At 70.8% G+C, this 14,974-nt stretch carries 16 protein-coding genes; 15 read left to right on the top strand and 1 reads right to left on the bottom strand.

The window, feature by feature from the left end; genetic code table 11:
- The first annotated feature begins 42 nt into the window (after positions 1 to 42).
- The 5 genes from ACRC20_RS01375 to ACRC20_RS01395 all read left to right on the top strand — a co-directional run bounded on the left by ACRC20_RS01375 (position 43) and on the right by ACRC20_RS01395 (position 5,265).
- Entirely contained in the window at positions 43 to 525 is a 483-nt protein-coding gene (locus ACRC20_RS01375) for a hypothetical protein (protein WP_438684523.1), read from the top strand.
- 1 nt (position 526) lies between these two features.
- On the top strand, positions 527 to 1,018 hold the full coding sequence (locus ACRC20_RS01380; RefSeq protein WP_438684524.1) for a hypothetical protein: 492 nt from the start codon (positions 527 to 529) through the stop codon (positions 1,016 to 1,018).
- 115 nt (positions 1,019 to 1,133) lie between these two features.
- Positions 1,134 to 4,112, top strand: a complete 2,979-nt coding sequence (locus ACRC20_RS01385; RefSeq protein WP_438684525.1) for an AMP-binding protein — start codon at positions 1,134 to 1,136, stop codon at positions 4,110 to 4,112.
- Positions 4,113 to 4,123: 11 nt separating this feature from the next.
- Positions 4,124 to 4,330: a Trm112 family protein gene (locus ACRC20_RS01390; protein ID WP_438684526.1), complete on the top strand. Its 207-nt coding sequence runs from the start codon at positions 4,124 to 4,126 to the stop codon at positions 4,328 to 4,330.
- Positions 4,331 to 4,374: 44 nt separating this feature from the next.
- Positions 4,375 to 5,265: a DMT family transporter gene (locus ACRC20_RS01395; protein WP_438684527.1), complete on the top strand. Its 891-nt coding sequence runs from the start codon at positions 4,375 to 4,377 to the stop codon at positions 5,263 to 5,265.
- 27 nt (positions 5,266 to 5,292) lie between these two features.
- On the opposite strand, the gene prpF is transcribed toward ACRC20_RS01395, so the two are convergent.
- Positions 5,293 to 6,462 (bottom strand): 2-methylaconitate cis-trans isomerase PrpF, encoded by a 1,170-nt coding sequence (gene prpF, locus ACRC20_RS01400; protein ID WP_438684528.1) that lies wholly within the window; start codon positions 6,460 to 6,462, stop codon positions 5,293 to 5,295.
- 135 nt (positions 6,463 to 6,597) lie between these two features.
- Between prpF and ACRC20_RS01405 the strand changes: the two genes are divergently transcribed.
- The 10 genes from ACRC20_RS01405 (at position 6,598) to recN (ending at position 14,965) form a co-directional block, all read left to right on the top strand.
- Entirely contained in the window at positions 6,598 to 6,795 is a 198-nt protein-coding gene (locus ACRC20_RS01405) for a hypothetical protein (RefSeq protein ID WP_438684529.1), read from the top strand.
- Positions 6,796 to 6,827: 32 nt separating this feature from the next.
- Positions 6,828 to 7,478 carry a DNA-3-methyladenine glycosylase gene (locus ACRC20_RS01410; protein ID WP_438684530.1) on the top strand — a complete coding sequence of 217 codons (651 nt, stop codon included), beginning with the start codon at positions 6,828 to 6,830 and terminating at the stop codon, positions 7,476 to 7,478.
- Positions 7,475 to 8,761, top strand: coding sequence for a tyrosine--tRNA ligase (gene tyrS / locus ACRC20_RS01415; RefSeq protein ID WP_438684531.1), 1,287 nt, complete (start codon positions 7,475 to 7,477; stop codon positions 8,759 to 8,761). The genes ACRC20_RS01410 and tyrS overlap by 4 nt, the downstream gene beginning before the upstream one ends.
- A 67-nt stretch (positions 8,762 to 8,828) precedes the next feature.
- Positions 8,829 to 9,821, top strand: a complete 993-nt coding sequence (locus ACRC20_RS01420; RefSeq protein ID WP_438684532.1) for a hypothetical protein — start codon at positions 8,829 to 8,831, stop codon at positions 9,819 to 9,821.
- A gap of 8 nt (positions 9,822 to 9,829) precedes the next feature.
- On the top strand, positions 9,830 to 10,429 hold the full coding sequence (locus tag ACRC20_RS01425; protein WP_438684533.1) for a hypothetical protein: 600 nt from the start codon (positions 9,830 to 9,832) through the stop codon (positions 10,427 to 10,429).
- Positions 10,426 to 11,301 carry an HAD-IIA family hydrolase gene (locus tag ACRC20_RS01430; RefSeq protein WP_438684534.1) on the top strand — a complete coding sequence of 292 codons (876 nt, stop codon included), beginning with the start codon at positions 10,426 to 10,428 and terminating at the stop codon, positions 11,299 to 11,301. The genes ACRC20_RS01425 and ACRC20_RS01430 overlap by 4 nt, the downstream gene beginning before the upstream one ends.
- A gap of 10 nt (positions 11,302 to 11,311) precedes the next feature.
- Positions 11,312 to 11,476 carry a phosphoketolase gene (locus tag ACRC20_RS01435; protein ID WP_438684535.1) on the top strand — a complete coding sequence of 55 codons (165 nt, stop codon included), beginning with the start codon at positions 11,312 to 11,314 and terminating at the stop codon, positions 11,474 to 11,476.
- A complete protein-coding gene (locus ACRC20_RS01440) occupies positions 11,469 to 12,278 on the top strand; it encodes a TlyA family RNA methyltransferase (RefSeq protein WP_438684536.1) in 810 nt (269 codons plus the stop codon). The genes ACRC20_RS01435 and ACRC20_RS01440 overlap by 8 nt, the downstream gene beginning before the upstream one ends.
- Positions 12,268 to 13,233: an NAD kinase gene (locus tag ACRC20_RS01445; protein WP_438684537.1), complete on the top strand. Its 966-nt coding sequence runs from the start codon at positions 12,268 to 12,270 to the stop codon at positions 13,231 to 13,233. Before ACRC20_RS01440 ends, ACRC20_RS01445 begins: the two co-directional genes overlap by 11 nt.
- Positions 13,223 to 14,965: a DNA repair protein RecN gene (recN, locus tag ACRC20_RS01450; protein ID WP_438684538.1), complete on the top strand. Its 1,743-nt coding sequence runs from the start codon at positions 13,223 to 13,225 to the stop codon at positions 14,963 to 14,965. Before ACRC20_RS01445 ends, recN begins: the two co-directional genes overlap by 11 nt.
- Positions 14,966 to 14,974: the final 9 nt, after the last annotated feature.

Here is a 14,974-nt window from a genome sequence, read left to right on the forward strand (position 1 = left end):
GCGTTCTGCTGGGTTCTTTTTGGCAATCTCGGAGCCGTCATCGTGCTCGGACTGTTCATCTCGGCGGTGGAGGGGGCGGAGGCGACTGCGATCGGCCTCATGTGCGGCGGGATGTTCGCCGCGGTGGTGGTGACGTTGTTCTATTGGGCGCTGATCCTGTTCTCCACCGTCGTCGCGGCTCGCGTGGTGGAGGAAGGTGCGGAGCTCGGAGAAACGAGGAGGTCCTTCGTCCGAGCCGTCATGCTGATCGCGGTGGGATTCGTTTTCCTGCTGTCTGTTCTCGGCCTGCTGGGCAGCCTCGTTGGCCACAACCCCAACGGACTTGTCGTCGGTGTGGCGTTCCGGCTTCTCGGGTCCGTGCTCTATCTGGCGCTGACCGCGTATGCCGCGCGCGCCTCCGCCAAGGCGTACTTCGAATCGGCGTACCCTGCCGACCCGGAGCAGCCCTCTCGGGAACGTCGTGTGCGCTCCTACTTCGAGGAAACGCCGCTGCCTCCGTCGCCGCTCGAACCACCGGAGGGCTGACATGGTTTTTCCGGCGCGCTGGCGTCAGTCCTCTCGGTGGTGGTCGTACGGCTTCCCTGTCGTCGGGATGCTCGCGTGGGGCTGTGGGACATTGCTCGCCCATGTCGGGTGGTCCTTCTTGCGGGACGCGGGCGCGTCGAGCTCCTGGCGGCATTTCCCGGAGGCGCTGCTCGCCGTGTCCGTGATGTCCGCCTTCCTCGGGTGTTTCTTCGCGCTCGCCGCCAGCGCCGGGGCCGGGCTCGCGGCCGAGTTCGCGAAAAACGCGACAAGCGGCAGGAAGGCGGCGCTCGCCGCGCTCTGCGCGCTCGCGCTCCTCGCGCCGTGGGAGCTCGCCGTCCGCTTCTTCGGGCTGCCGATGGGCGATGGGCCCGTGAACAATTTCGGCCTTGGCTTCAACTTTCGGCTGCCCTGGGCAAGTCCCTATGCGCACGCAGTGCTCGTCGGCGTCGGAGCGCGGTTCGCCATCCATGCCCGAGAGCGTTCCGAGGCTTGATCGTTACCAAGCCGAGATCTACTCTGATCAGCTTGAATAGCCCCCTAGACACCTTCTGGCGCCACGCGGTACCCTCGGTCAGAATCGCGCTGGCTGGCCTACGAAAGGGGCAGGTATGCACTTCGCTCAGGACTTCGGCAATGTTGCCGCTCGGCTGATCAACACTGCTCAGAACGGGCTGGAAGTGCTGCGGTTCGGCGGGTTCGACATCGGCCACTACGAGTCCGACCACCAGATCGTGGACACCAAGCCGATGTCCCAGCTGCGCCGCTACTTCCCGCCCGGCCAGCGCGACGCGCCCCGGACCGCCCCGGTCCTCCTGGTGCCGCCGCTCGGCGTCTCGGCCGACGTGTACGACATCTCCGAGCACGGGGCGGTGACCCAGCTGCACGAGGCGGGCCTCGACCCGTGGGTGCTCGACTTCGGTTCCCCGAGCAGATCCGAGCAGGAGATGGAGCGCAGCCTCTCCGACCACGTGCTCGCCGTCGCCCAGGCGGTGGACCTCATCAACAAGCACACCAAACAGGCCCCGCACCTCGCGGGCTATTCGCAGGGCGGGATGTTCTGCTACCAGGCGGCCGCGTACCGCCGCTCGGCGGGCATCGCGAGCGTCATCACGTTCGGCAGCCCGGTGGACGTGCAGGCCGGGCTGCCGTTGGGCCTCAGCGGGGACTCGACGAGCGAAGTCGTCGAGTTCATCGCCGACAACGTGCTCCGCAGGCTCGCCGTGCCGAAGTGGATGGTCCGCACCGGCTTCCAGATGATGGACCCGGTGAAGAGCGTGCGCGCCCGCGTCGACTTCTTGCGCCACCTGCACGACCGCGAGGTGCTGCTCCCGAGGGAGCGCCAACGCCGCTTCCTCATGTCGGACGGCTGGCTGGCGACCTCCGGGCCCGCCATCGCCGACTTCGTCAAGGCGTTCGTCGTCCACAACCGGATGATGACCGGCGGCCTGGTGGTCAACGGGACGCCGGTCACCCTCGCCGAGATCACCTGCCCGGTGCTCGCCTTCGTCGGCGGCTACGACGCGATCGCCCGACCGCCGACCATTCGCGCGCTGCCGAAGGTGGCTTCCCGCGCGGCGATCTGGGAGAAGGAGATCCCCGCAGGCCACTTCGGGCTGGTCGTCGGATCGCTCTCCGAGAGGGAAGTGTGGCCGACCGTCGCGGCGTGGGCCCGGTGGCAGGCAGGCGAGAGCGCCGAGCGCCCGAAAGACATCCAGAAGATGGCGGCAGTGGCGAAAAAGGCCGCCAAGCAGACGAGACAGGCGAACCCCGGCCTCTTGGGCCTGGTGCAGCAGGGCGCGAGCATCCTGGTCGAGGCGGGCGTTCGCGCCGGGCAGGACGCGCTCGACCTCGGCGTCCAGGCGGGGCGGACCGCGACGGCGTTCGCAGGCGAGGGGACTCGGGCGATACCGCTGCTGATCAGGCTCGGCCAGTTGCGCCCGCAGACCCGCGTCTCGCTCGGCCTCATCATGGCCGAGCAGGCGAGACGGGCGCCGCGCGAGGAATGCTTCCTGTTCGCCGATCGGGTGCACACCCACGAGGCCGTCGGCAAGCGCGTCGACAACGTGGTGCGCGGCCTCATCTCGGTCGGAGTCCGCCACGGCGACCGGGTCGGCGTGCTCATGCGCACCCGCCCGAGCGCGCTGGTCGCCATCGCCGCGCTCAACCGGCTCGGAGCCGTCGCGGTGCTCATCCCGCCGTGGGCCGACCTGCGCCAGGCGGTCGAGGCGACCAACGCGGAGGCCGTCATCAGCGACATCACGAACCTGGAGGCGGCGCGGGGGTCGGGCGTCGCCGTCCTCGTCCTCGGTGTCGCGGAGAGCCGGGACACCTCGGACCTCGGCCAAGGGGTCGTGGACCTGGAGAAGGTCGACCCCGACAAGGTGTCGCTGCCCGGGTGGTACACGCCGAACCCCGGCCTCGCGAAAGACCTCGCGTTCATCCTGGTCACCAGCGCAGGGGGGCATCTTGTGCCGACCCCGATGACGAACCAGCGGTGGGCGGTCTCCGCCTTCGGCACCGCGACCTCTGCCTCGCTCTCGGCGAGCGACACGGTGTACTGCACGTCGCCGCTGCACCATTCCGCGGGGCTCGTCGTCGGCTGGGGCGGCGCGGTGGCGAGCGGGGCGCGGATCGCGCTCTCCGAGTACAACGACATGAGCCAGAACGACCCGGAGCGCTTCTTCGAGGAGGTGTACCGGTACGGGGTGACCGTGGTCAGCTACACGTGGACGCAGCTGCGCCCGGTGCTCGACCTGGTGGAGAAGGACCGCTCGCCGGAGCGGCGGTGGCCGATCCGGCTCTTCATCGGCTCGGGGATCCCCGCCGGGCAGTGGGAGCGGGTGCAGGCGCTCTTCGCCCCGGCGCGCGTCGTCGAGTTCTTCGCCTCGGTGCAGGGCGGCGCGGTGATCGCGAACGTCCGGGGCGTCAAACCTGGCTCGAAAGGCAGGCCGCTGCCCGGCGCGGCCAGAGTGGAGCTCGGCGCGTACGACGCGGCCGAGGACGAGCTGGTCCTCGGCAAGCGGGGCTTCGTCCGGCGGGCGAAATCGGGGGAGCCCGGCGTGCTGATCGTGAAGCCCACCCTGGAGCAGGAGTCGTTCCTCTCCCGGCGGGGCATCTTCGTGCAGGGCGACGAGTGGGTGATCACCGACCATGTCTTCCGGCGCGACGAGGACGGCGATTTCTGGCTGCTGGACAACCGCAGCTCGGTGATCCGCGACAAGGACGGCCCGATCTGGGCGCAGCCGGTCCTCGACGCCCTCGACCGGATCCCCGCCGTGGACCTCGCAGTGCTGTACCGGGTGAAGTCGGGAGTCCGAGAGCTCGCCGTCGCCGCGGTCACCCTGCATCCCTCCGCCCGGCTGCGCATGGCGGACCTGCAGCTCGGGCTCGGCCCGCTGCCTCCCGCCCAGCGCCCGCACCTTGTGCGGGTGGTCCCGGAGATCCCGCTCAGCCCCACGTACCGCCCGCTCGGGCACAAGCTCCAGGCGGAGGGCTCGCCCCGTCCAGGGCGCGGGATATGGTGCCGCGACGAGGACGGGGTCTACGCGCCGTTCACAGCCGCGAGGGCCAGGGCTTTGGGCTGGTAGGCTCGCGGCTCATGGCGATCGACGCGAAACTGCTGGAAATTCTGGCCTGTCCCCAAGACCACGGCCCGCTGCTCTACGTGCCCGACGAGCTCCTCTACAACCCGAGGCTCCATGTGGCGTACCCGGTCGAGGACGGCCTGCCGGTGCTTCTCGCGGACCACGCGCGCGCGGTGGACGGGGCCGAGCACGAGAAGATCCTCGCCGCCGCCCAGAAATGACTGAGCAGAAGTGACCGCGTCGGAGTGACTTCAGCGGTGCTGTGTTGACCGGAGCAGGGAAGTGGTCGTTGGCGCTCGTCGCCGTGACCGCAGTCTGGGGTTGGTCGTTCGCCGCCATCCACGACGCGCTCGCGCGGATCGCCCCGTCCACCTTCGTCGCGTACCGGTTCGCGATAGCGGCCCTGCTCCTCGCGTTGTTCAGCCGAATGCGGGGGTTGACCCGCAAAGAGGCGCTCGCCGGGCTCGTCGCGGGCGCCTTCCTCGGCGCCGGGTTCGCGATGCAGACCTTCGGCCTGCTCACCGCCTCGCCGTCCAACAGCGGGTTCATCACCGGGATGACCGTGGTGTTCATCCCGGTCGTGGCGTTCTTCGCCCTCCGCGCGCGCCTCGGACGCGCCCAGCTTCTCGCCATCGTGCTCGCGGTGACGGGATTGGGGCTTCTGACGCTGCGCGGTCTCTCGGTGTCGTCGGGCGATCTCTGGACGCTGGGCTGCGCGGTGGCCTTCTCCTGCCACGTCGTCGCTTTGGGCGTGGTGAACCGGTGGGGGAACATCCTGAGGATCACCGTGGTGCAGTTGGTCGTCGCGGCTGTCCTCGGGCTCGTCTGGGCCGCTGTCTCGGGCGATGCGATCGTCCTGAGCGGCGACCCAGGCGTGTGGGCCGCGCTTGCGGTCACCGCGACGGCGGGCACGGCGGTCGCCTACCTCGTGCAGGCCAGGGCGCAGACGATGATCTCGGCGAGCCGGGTCGCGCTGATCTTCGCGGCCGAGCCAGTCTTTGCGGCGGGATTCGGCTATTGGCTCGCGGGAGACCGGTTCACCGCGCTCAACATGCTTGGCGGGGTGCTGGTGCTCGCCGCGATGCTCGTCTCGGAGTTCGGCGGCAGGGACTCGGGCTCCGACCAGGCCGACCAATACGTGGGACCGGTGGGCTGAGCTGAGAACGAGCCTGGCGGACTGGGCTTAGAACGAGCCTGGCGGCAGATGCACGTGCCCGTCCATGAGCACCCGTGCCGAGCGGGACATGACGGCTTTGGCGACCGCCCAGCCGCCCGGACCCTCGTTGGCCTGGACCCCGACCTCCATCGTGCCGGAGGGATGCCCGATCCGGGTCGTCGAGCGCACGCCTGCCGCGTCGCTGGCGACGGTGCCCGGCACGGCTGCTGCGGCTGCGAGCGCGACGGCGGCGGTGCCGGGGACGGCGTGGTGCAGCTTGCCCATCGCGACCACGCGGACGAGGAGGTCGACGGCGTCCGCCGCGACGGCCTTCCCGCTGGAGGCCGTGTAGTCCTTCGGCGGCGCGAGGAAGGCGATCTTCGGGGTGTGCTGGCGCGCGGCGGCCTCTTCGGGCCGCGAGATCAGGCCCATCCGGACCGCGCCGTGCGCGCGGATCGACTCGAAGGCGCGGAGCGCGCCAGCGTCGCCGTCGACCTCGTCCTGCAGCTCTGTGCCGGTCAGGCCGACCGTGCCCGCGTCGACCAGGACCAACGGGATGCCCGCGTCGACCAGTGTGGCACGCAGCCTGCCGACTCCGGGCACGTCCAGCTCGTCCACGAGCCGTCCGCTGGGGAAGAGGGCGCCGCTGTCGGCGGGGTCGAGGAATTCCAGCCGGGTCTCGGCGGCGGGGAAGGCGACTCCGTCCAGCTCGAAGTCCCCGGCCTCGCGCGCCGCGCCGCCCGCGACGGGAACGTGCGCCACGATGGTCTTGCCGGTGTTGGCCTGCCAGATCCGCACGGCGCACACCCCGTCCTGCGGCACGCGCTCGGGGGCGACCAGGCCGTTCGCGACGGCGAAGGGGCCGACCGCCGAGGTCAGGTTGCCGCAGTTGCCGCTCCAGTCGACGAAGGGCCGGTCGATGGCGACCTGCCCGAACAGGTAGTCTACGTCGTGGCCGGGCCGCTCGCTGCGCGAGACGATGACGGCTTTGCTCGTGCTGGAGGTGGCCCCGCCCATGCCGTCGGTCTGCTTGCCGTAGGGGTCGGGGCTGCCGAGCGCGCGCAAGAGGAGCCGGTCGCGCGCCTCGCCGGGCCGTCTGGCCGCCTCCGGCAGGTCGTCCAGCCGGAAGAACACGCCCTTGCTGGTCCCGCCGCGCATGTAGGTCGCGGGGATTCTGATCTGGGACGGGTCGCTCATCCGGGTGAGGCTACCGGACGCGGTCTCGGCGCTCGGCCCGTCGCGCGGACGCGCGCCGTCCAACCCTCGAAGGGGATCGGAATTAAAGTTTTCGGGTCGCCGAACTTTAACGCGGGGTCGTGCTAACATGAACGTATGACCACGCCGAATCTGTCGCAGCCGGTGCTCATCGCGAGCGTCCCCTGGCCCGCGCACAAGGCGCTCGCGGTCCTTGTCGCCCTGGTCGTCCTGCTGGCGGTTTTCGCGGTCACCGCGTCGGCTCCGCTCGCCTCCGTGTTCGCGTTGGCGAGTGGCGTGCTCGTGTCGTGGATCAGCAAGCCCGCCGGCGATTGAGGCATGATGCTGCGCCCGCCGGCGTTTGAGGCATGACGCTGTGCGCCTCGCTCTCCCTTGACCCGGTCTCGGTAGCCCGCAGGCTCCTCGGCGCGCGGCTCGTCGCAGGCGACGGCGATGGCGGGGAAGTCGCGGCGCGCATCGTGGAGGTCGAGGCGTACGGCTCGGACCCCGCTGGCTTGTGGCCAGACCCGGCGGCGCACGCCTATCCCGGCCCGACTCCTCGGGCGAAGATCATGTTCGGCCCGGCAGGGCGGCTCTATGTCTATCGGAGCATGGGCCTGCACTTTTGCGCGAACGTCGTGTGCGGGCCGGACGGGGCGGCCGGGGCCGTGCTACTCCGAGCGGGGGAGATCACAGCTGGCCGCAATGTTGTGGCGGCCCGCCGGGCAGGCGTGCTGGACGAGGACCGTTGGGCGAAGGGCCCCGGCAATCTCTGCAAAGCGCTCGGCCTCGCCCTTGAGGACAATGGACGAGACCTGGCCGACCCGGAGTCTTCGGTGCGGATAGCGCTCGGCGAGCCTGCGCCGGACGAGCAGATCGCGAGCGGGCCTCGGGTGGGGATCAGCAAAGCGGTCGACCGGCCGTGGCGGTTCTGGCTGCGAGAGTCTCAGGCGGTTTCCGCTTATCGGCCTGGTGCTCGGCGCAAACAATTTGTCCGGTCTGAGAAGATCGAGAGATGACTGTTGAGCAATTGGCGCCGTTGGAGGAATTGAGGTGGCGTGGACTCATCGCCCAGTCCACGGACGAGCAGGCGCTCGCTGAGGCGTTCGCGAAAGGGCCGGTGACCTTTTACGCGGGCTTCGACCCCACCGCCGACAGCCTCCACGCCGGGCACCTCATGCTCCTGCTCACCGCGCGTCGGCTCCAACACCTCGGCCATCGCCCGGTCATGCTCGCGGGCGGGGCCACCGGCCTCATCGGCGACCCCCGGGATGTGGGGGAGCGCCAGCTCGCGGATACGAGCCTCGTGCGTGAGCGCGTCGAACGGCTCAAGCCGCAGCTGACCAAGTTCGTCGAGTTCGACGACTCGCCGACCGGAGCCGTCCTGGCGAACAACCTGGACTGGACCGGCGAGCTCACCGCCTTGGACTTCCTGCGCGACATCGGCAAGCATTTCTCGGTGAACGTCATGCTCTCCCGCGAGACGATCAAAAAGCGGCTCGACGGCGACGGGCTCTCGTTCACGGAGTTCAGCTACCTGCTGCTGCAATCCAACGACTATCTGCAGCTGCGCCGCAAGTTCGGGGCGACGCTCCAGCTCGGCGGGTCGGACCAGTGGGGCAACATCGTCGGCGGCGTTGAGCTCATCCGCAGAATCGACGGTGAGCACGTGCACGCGCTCACCACGCCGTTGGTGACGTCGTCGGACGGCGTGAAACTCGGCAAGTCCACGGGCGGCGGCAGCATTTGGCTCGACCCCGAGAAGACCAGCCCCTACGCCTGGTACCAGTACTTCCTCGCGGTGCAGGACGCCGATGTCGGCAAGTACCTCCGCTGGTTCACCGACCTCGCCCAGGCGGAGGTCGAAGAGCTGGACCAGGCCACTGCCGAGCGCCCGCACCAGCGGCTCGCCCAGCGCAGGCTCGCCCAGGAGCTCACCACGCTCGTGCACAGCGCGGAGGAGCTGCGCCGGGTGGAGGCCGCGAGCCAAGCGCTCTTCGGCTCCGGCGAGCTCAAAGACCTCGACCCGACGGCGCTCGGGCATGCCTTGGCCGAAACCCCGCTCGCCGAGCTGGAGCCCGGCGGGTCCACCGCCATCGTGGATCTGCTGGTTGCCTCTGGCCTCTGCGAGTCGCGCAATGCCGCCCGCCGAGTCGTGCAGGACGGCGGCGCGTGGGTGAACAACCAACGGGTGGCGGACGCCGAATGGCAGCCCGCCGAGGACGACTGGTTGCACGGGCGGTGGCTGGTGCTGCGAAGGGGCAAGCGGAATCTGGCTGGAGTTTCGCGTCAGGCCCGGTGAGCGCGTACACTTGACCGACTCGTTCGAGCAATATCGCCAGCAAGCCGGGAAGGACTAACAGTGGGCTTTGACCGTCCTCAACATCATTCGGGGGATCGTCGTCCGCGTGGGCCTCGGCAAGAAGGCGATCGCGATGATCGGCAGCCCCGTGGCCCGCGTCAGGATGGCGGCGGTTCGGAGTGGAAGCCGCGTGGCCCCCGGCAAGACGGCGGTTCTGGTTGGAAGCCTCGTGGCGAGGGTGATCGCGGCGGTTCGGAGTGGAAGCCGCGTGGCCCCCGGCAAGACGGCGGTTCTGGTTGGAAGCCTCGTGGCGAGGGCGATCGCGGTGGCGAGTGGAAGCCGCGTGGTCCGCGTCGTGAAGACGGTGGCGGGCAGCGGGACTGGCAGCCGCGTGGGCCGCGCCAAGACGGCGGTTCTGGTTGGAAGCCTCGTGGCGAGGGTGATCGCGGTGGTTCGGAGTGGAAGCCGCGTGGTCCTCGGCAGGATGGCGGCGGTTCGGAGTGGAAGCCGCGTGGTCCGCGTCGTGAGGGCGAGGGTTCTGGTTGGAAGCCTCGTGGCGAGGGTGATCGCGGTGGTTCGGAGTGGAAGCCGCGCGGTCCTCGTCAGGATGGCGGTGGGCAGCGCGACTGGCAGCCGCGTGGCCCCCGGCAAGACGGCGGCGGTTCGGAGTGGAAGCCGCGTGGTCCGCGTCGTGAAGACGGCAGCGGGCAGCGCGACTGGCAGCCCCGTGGCCCCCGGCAAGACGGTGGCTCTGGTTGGAAGCCTCGTGGCGAGGGTGATCGCGGTGGTTCGGAGTGGAAGCCGCGCGGCCCCCGTCAGGACGGCGGCGGTTCGGAGTGGAAGCCGCGTGGTCCGCGTCGTGAAGACGGCGGCGGGCAGCGCGACTGGAAGCCTCGCGGCGAAGGCGAGTGGAAACCCCGTGGCCCTCGGCGCGATGGCGAACAGCGGGACTGGCAGTCGCGCGGCCCGCGACGAGACCGGGATGAGGACGCCGTTCCGCAGCACCCCGAGCCCGAGCTGTCGGAAGACTTCCAATCGTCCGATCTCGACCATGACCTGAGGCAGGACTTGCGCAGCCTCGACAAGGACAACGCGGAGGTCGTCGCGCGCCACCTCGTCGCAGCCGAACAGCTCGCGCTCGAAGATCCGGAGAAAGCGCTCGAACACGCTCGGGCGGCACGTGCCCGCGCGTCCCGCATCGCCATTGTGCGAGAGGCCGCCGGCGTGCTCGCCTACCGCAACGCCGAGTGGGCCGAGGCCCTTTCGGAGCTGCGCGCCGCGCACCGGATGTCCGGGGACTCGAGCCTGCTCCCGCTCATGGCGGACTGCGAGAGGGCATTGGGCAGGCCGGAGCGGGCGATCGAGCTCGCACGCGGCGACCGGGCGAAAGACCTGGAGCCGGAGGTCGCCGCCGAGCTTCGGATCGTCGAAGCCGGGGCGCGTCTGGACCTCGGCGAGGTCGAAGCCGCGCTCGCCACGCTGCGCGCCGGAGAGCTCGACCCCGAGCGGCGCGGCAGCGAAGCGGTCCGGCTCTTCTACGCGTACGCGGAGACCCTCTTGGCCTCCGGCGACTCCGCCGAGGCGCTGACCTGGTTCAAACACGCAGCAGAGGCCGACGAGAACGAGGAGACCGACGCGGAGGAGCGGATCGCGGAGCTCTCGTCGTGACGACGCTGGGTGGGACGACGCTGGGCGAGCTGCACGACCATCTGCTGCTCGACCTCGACGGCACCCTGTACCACGGCCCGAGGCCGATCGAGAGCGCTGTGCGGGCTCTGCGGGATCTGTCGAGCCCGGTCACCTATGTCACCAACAACGCGAGCCGGTCCCCGGCGGATGTCGCCGCGACGCTGGCGGGCATGGGGTACGAGGCCGTCGAGGAAGATGTCGCGACCAGCGCGCAAGCCGCTGCCGAGCTCTTGGCCGCACAGCTGGACGCAGGATCGCGGGTGCTGGTCGTCGGGGCTGAGGCCCTGGAGGACGAGCTCCGGCTGCGCGGGCTGGCGCCGGTGCGGAAATTCGCCGACCTGCCGGTCGGCGGCGACGGCTCCAAGCCGCTGTACGGCGTGGCGCAAGGGCATTCGCCGCTGACCGATTGGGCGCAGCTCGCCGAGGCGGCGCTCGCCATCCGGGCGGGCGGGCTGTGGGTGGCCTGCAACGTCGACCCGACGCTGCCGACCGAACGCGGCCTGCTTCCGGGCAACGGCTCGATGGTCGCGGCGCTGCGGACCGCGACGGACCAGGAGCCGCAGGTCGCGGGCAAGCCTGCCGCCCCGCTCATGCGTGCGGCGATGCGCAGGCTCCCGGCGAAAGCCCCCCTCGTCGTCGGCGACCGGCTCGACACCGACATCGCGGGCGCGAACGCAGTCGGCCTGCCGAGCCTGTTGGTGCTGACCGGGGTCAGCACCGTTGCCGACGTGCTCGCCGCCGAGGCGGACCTGCGCCCGACGTACGTCGCGGCGGACCTCGCCGCGCTGCACCAGTCGCCCGAGCCGCTGTTGTTCGACGCGTGGCGCGCTGCCGCCACCGCCATCGACTAGCCTGGCACGTATGACCGAGCCGCAGTTCCAGGACCTCGACGGGGTCGAGACAGCGGTGTCGCAGCTCGCCCAGAGCCCGATCCCCGTGGACGAGTCGGCGTTCGAACACGAGACGAGGCTGCTCGAACAGGCGCATGAGCGGCTCTTGGACGTGATGCGGGACGAAGATGCCTGAGACCACGGCGCGGCTGGACCGCGAGCTCGTGCGCAGGGGCCTCGCCCGCTCTCGGGAGCAGGCGGGCGCGCTCATCGCCCAAGGCCGGGTGTTCGCGGGCGGCAAGCTCGCCAAGAAGCCCGCGTTCGCGATCTCGGAGGAGACCGAGGTGAGCGTGGCGGCCGACCCCGCCGAGCCGGACTGGGCCTCGCGGGCGGGCGGCAAGATCGCGGGGGCGCTCGAACGCCTCGGCGTCGCGGTTGCGGGCCGCAGGTGCCTCGACGCTGGAGCGGCCCACGGCGGGTTCACCGACGTGCTGCTGAGCCTTGGCGCGTCCTGGGTGGCGGCCGTGGACGTCGGGCACGACCAGCTGCTGCCGCGTCTGCGGGAGGACCCGAGGGTCGCGGTGTTCGACGGCGTCAACGTGCGGCATATGGCCCCCGAGACGATCGGCGGCCAGGTCGACCTCGCGGTGGCGGACCTCTCGTTCATCTCGCTGCGCCTGGTGCTTCCTGCCCTGGCCTCGTGCGTCCGGGACGAGGGAGAGCTCGTCCTCATGGTGAAACCGCAGTTCGAGGCGGCGAAGCACGAGATAGGGCGGGGCGGGATCGTCCGGGACCCGAAGGCCCGGCTGCGCGCCGTGCTGGCGGTGTCGGAAGCGGCTGCCGAGGCGGGCCTCGCGGTCGCGGGAGCCGTCCCGAGCCCGGTGGCGGGCCGGGGCGGGAACGTCGAGGCGTTCCTCTGGTTGACGAAGGCGCAGAGCGGCGCGGACTGGGCCGAGCGGATCCAGGCCGGGCTCGCGGATTGGGGGAATGATGGCTGAGACCCAGAAGGCGCGCGAAGTGCTCGTCGTCGCCCACCTCGCCCCGCAACAGATCGCCGAGGTCGCCCCGGTCGTCGCGCGGGTCTTCGGCGGAGCGGGCGTCGGGGTGCGCGTCCTCGCCCCGGACATCGCCAGGACCGGCAAGCCGCTGGCCCCGGCCATCGCCCCGAAACTGTTCCTCGAAGAGCTGGCCAAGTACGTCGAGACGCAGGCGGTGGAGGACGAGGGCGCCGCAGAGGGCTGCGAGCTGGTGCTCGTGCTCGGCGGGGACGGCACCTTCCTCCGGGCGGCCGAAGTCGCGCGCCCCGCAGAGGTCCCGATCCTCGGCATCAATCTCGGGCATGTCGGCTTCCTCGCCGAGGCAGAGGCGGAGCAGATCGACCAGACCCTGGAGCAGGTCGTGGCGGGCGCCTACAGCATCGAGCAGCGGATGACCCTCGACGTCACCGTCGTGCACGAGGGCCGGGTGCTGGACAGGGGATGGGCGTTCAACGAGGTGAGCGTGCAGAACGTCTCCCGGCTCGGGGTCTTGGAGCTGGTCGTCGAGGTGGACGGGCGCCCGGTCTGCGCGTTCATGGCCGACGGGATGCTGGTCTCCACCCCCACCGGCTCCACCGCATACGCCTATTCTGCGGGCGGCCCTATCGTCTGGCCGGATTTGGAGGCGATCCTCCTGGTCCCGAGCAACGCGCACGCCCTGTTCACCAGGCCTATGGTGACGAGCCCGAAGGCACGCATCGCGATCGAGCCGACCAACGGCGGCCGCGACGGGGTCGTGATCTGCGACGGTCGGCGCGAGATCCTGCTGCCGCCCAACGGCAGGGTCGAAATCCTGCAAGGCGCCACGCCGGTCTATTGGGCGCGGATCGACACGGTGCCGTTCGCGGACCGGCTCGTCAGAAAATTCGAGCTCCCGGTGACGGGTTGGCGGGGACGGGGCAGAAATGCTCACTGAGCTGCGCATCGAGAACCTCGGTGCGATCGCGGCGGCGGAAGTGCCGCTGCACAGCGGGTTCACCGTGCTCACCGGCGAGACCGGCGTCGGCAAGACGATGCTCGCGGTGGGCCTGCGGCTGGTCGGCGGCGGCAGGGGCGACGCGGCGCGCGTGCGCGGCGGCGCGGAGCGGGCAGTGGTCGAGGGACGGTTCGAGCTGCCCTCGGCGGACGTGCTCGACGAGGAGCTGCGAGAGTTCCTCGACAGCGCCGGGGTGGACATGGCGGACGACGATGTGCTCGTGCTGCGCACCCTCGGCAAGGACGGCCGCTCCAAGGCGTTCATCGGCGGACGGGCCGTGCCGCTCGGGACGCTGGCCTCGTTCGCGGACCCGCTCTTGAACGTCCACGGCCAGCACGACCAGCTCCGGCTGTTGAAGGCGGGGGAGCAGCTCGCCGCGCTCGACCGTTTCGCGGGCGAGAAGATCGCCGGGACGCTCGCGAAATGGCGCGCCGTGCACACGAGGTTCGGCCAGCTCGGCGCAGAGCTCGCCGAGCTGCAGTCGGACGAGCGAGGCCGGGCCGCCGAGGCAGAGCGGCTGGCCGAGGGCATCAAGCGGATCGCCGAGGCGGACCCGCAGCCCGGGGAGGACGAGGCGCTCGCGGCGGAGATCCACCGGCTCTCGGACCTCGACGACTTGCGCGAGCGCGCGCAGTCCGCGCATCTGCTGCTCACCGGGGCTGACCCGGAGAGCCCGACGGGCACGACCGTGGGAGCGGCGACCGCGCTCGGGCAGGTCGGCGCGCTGCTCGCGGGCGCCGACGACCCTCGGCTGCGCGAGCTCGCCGACCGCGCCGCAGAGGCGGGGACCTTGGTCGCCGAACTGGGCCTCGACCTTGGCGGGTATCTCGGCGACTTGCCCTCCGACAGCTCCGCGCTCGAAGCGAAGCTGGACCGGCAGGCCCAGTTGAAGTCCTTGGTCCGCGCGTACGCCGCCGATGTGGACGGCGTGCTGCGCTGGGCCGCCGACGCGAAGGCCCGTGTGGCGCGGATCGGCGGGGGAGCCGAGGCTGTCGAGAAGGTCGAGAAGGAGCTCGAAGCGGCCAAGGCGGAGCTGGACCAGCTCGCGGGCAAGCTCACGGCGATCCGCCGCACGGCGGCGGCGGGGCTGCAGAAAGCCGTGAACCACGAGCTCTCCGGCCTGTCGATGGGCGGAAGCACGCTGGTGGTCGGCGTGGAGGCCGCCGCGAAGTTCGGGCCGAACGGCGCGGACGAGGTAGGTTTCGCGCTCAAGACGGCGGGCTCGGGGGAGCCGATATCGCTGGCGAAAGGCGCGTCTGGCGGCGAGCTGTCGCGCATCATGCTCGCTGTCGAGCTCGTGCTCGCCCATGGCCGCGAGCAGGTGACGATGGTCTTCGACGAAGTGGACAGCGGGGTCGGCGGCAGGGCGGCGGTCGGGATCGGGCAGCGCCTCGCGCGGCTGGGCAAGCATTGCCAAGTGCTCGCCGTGACCCACTTGCCGCAAGTCGCGGCCTACGCGGACGCGCACGTCAGGATCGAGGCGGCCGGGGAAATGGCCCCGCCGGCAAGCGGCGCCGGCGCCGGGCAGGCGAGCCAAGTGCGGTCGTTGACCAGGGACGAGCGGGTCGTGGAGCTTGCGAGGATGCTCGCGGGCATGGCGGAGACCGAGACCGGCCGCGCCCACGCGGAAGAGCTCCTGGCCAAAGCGGAGCAGGACAAAGCATCGGAGTGACGCCCTGCG

Source organism: Segniliparus sp., from assembly GCF_051660745.1.
In the GTDB taxonomy this organism is placed as follows: Bacteria; Actinomycetota; Actinomycetes; order Mycobacteriales; family Mycobacteriaceae; genus Segniliparus.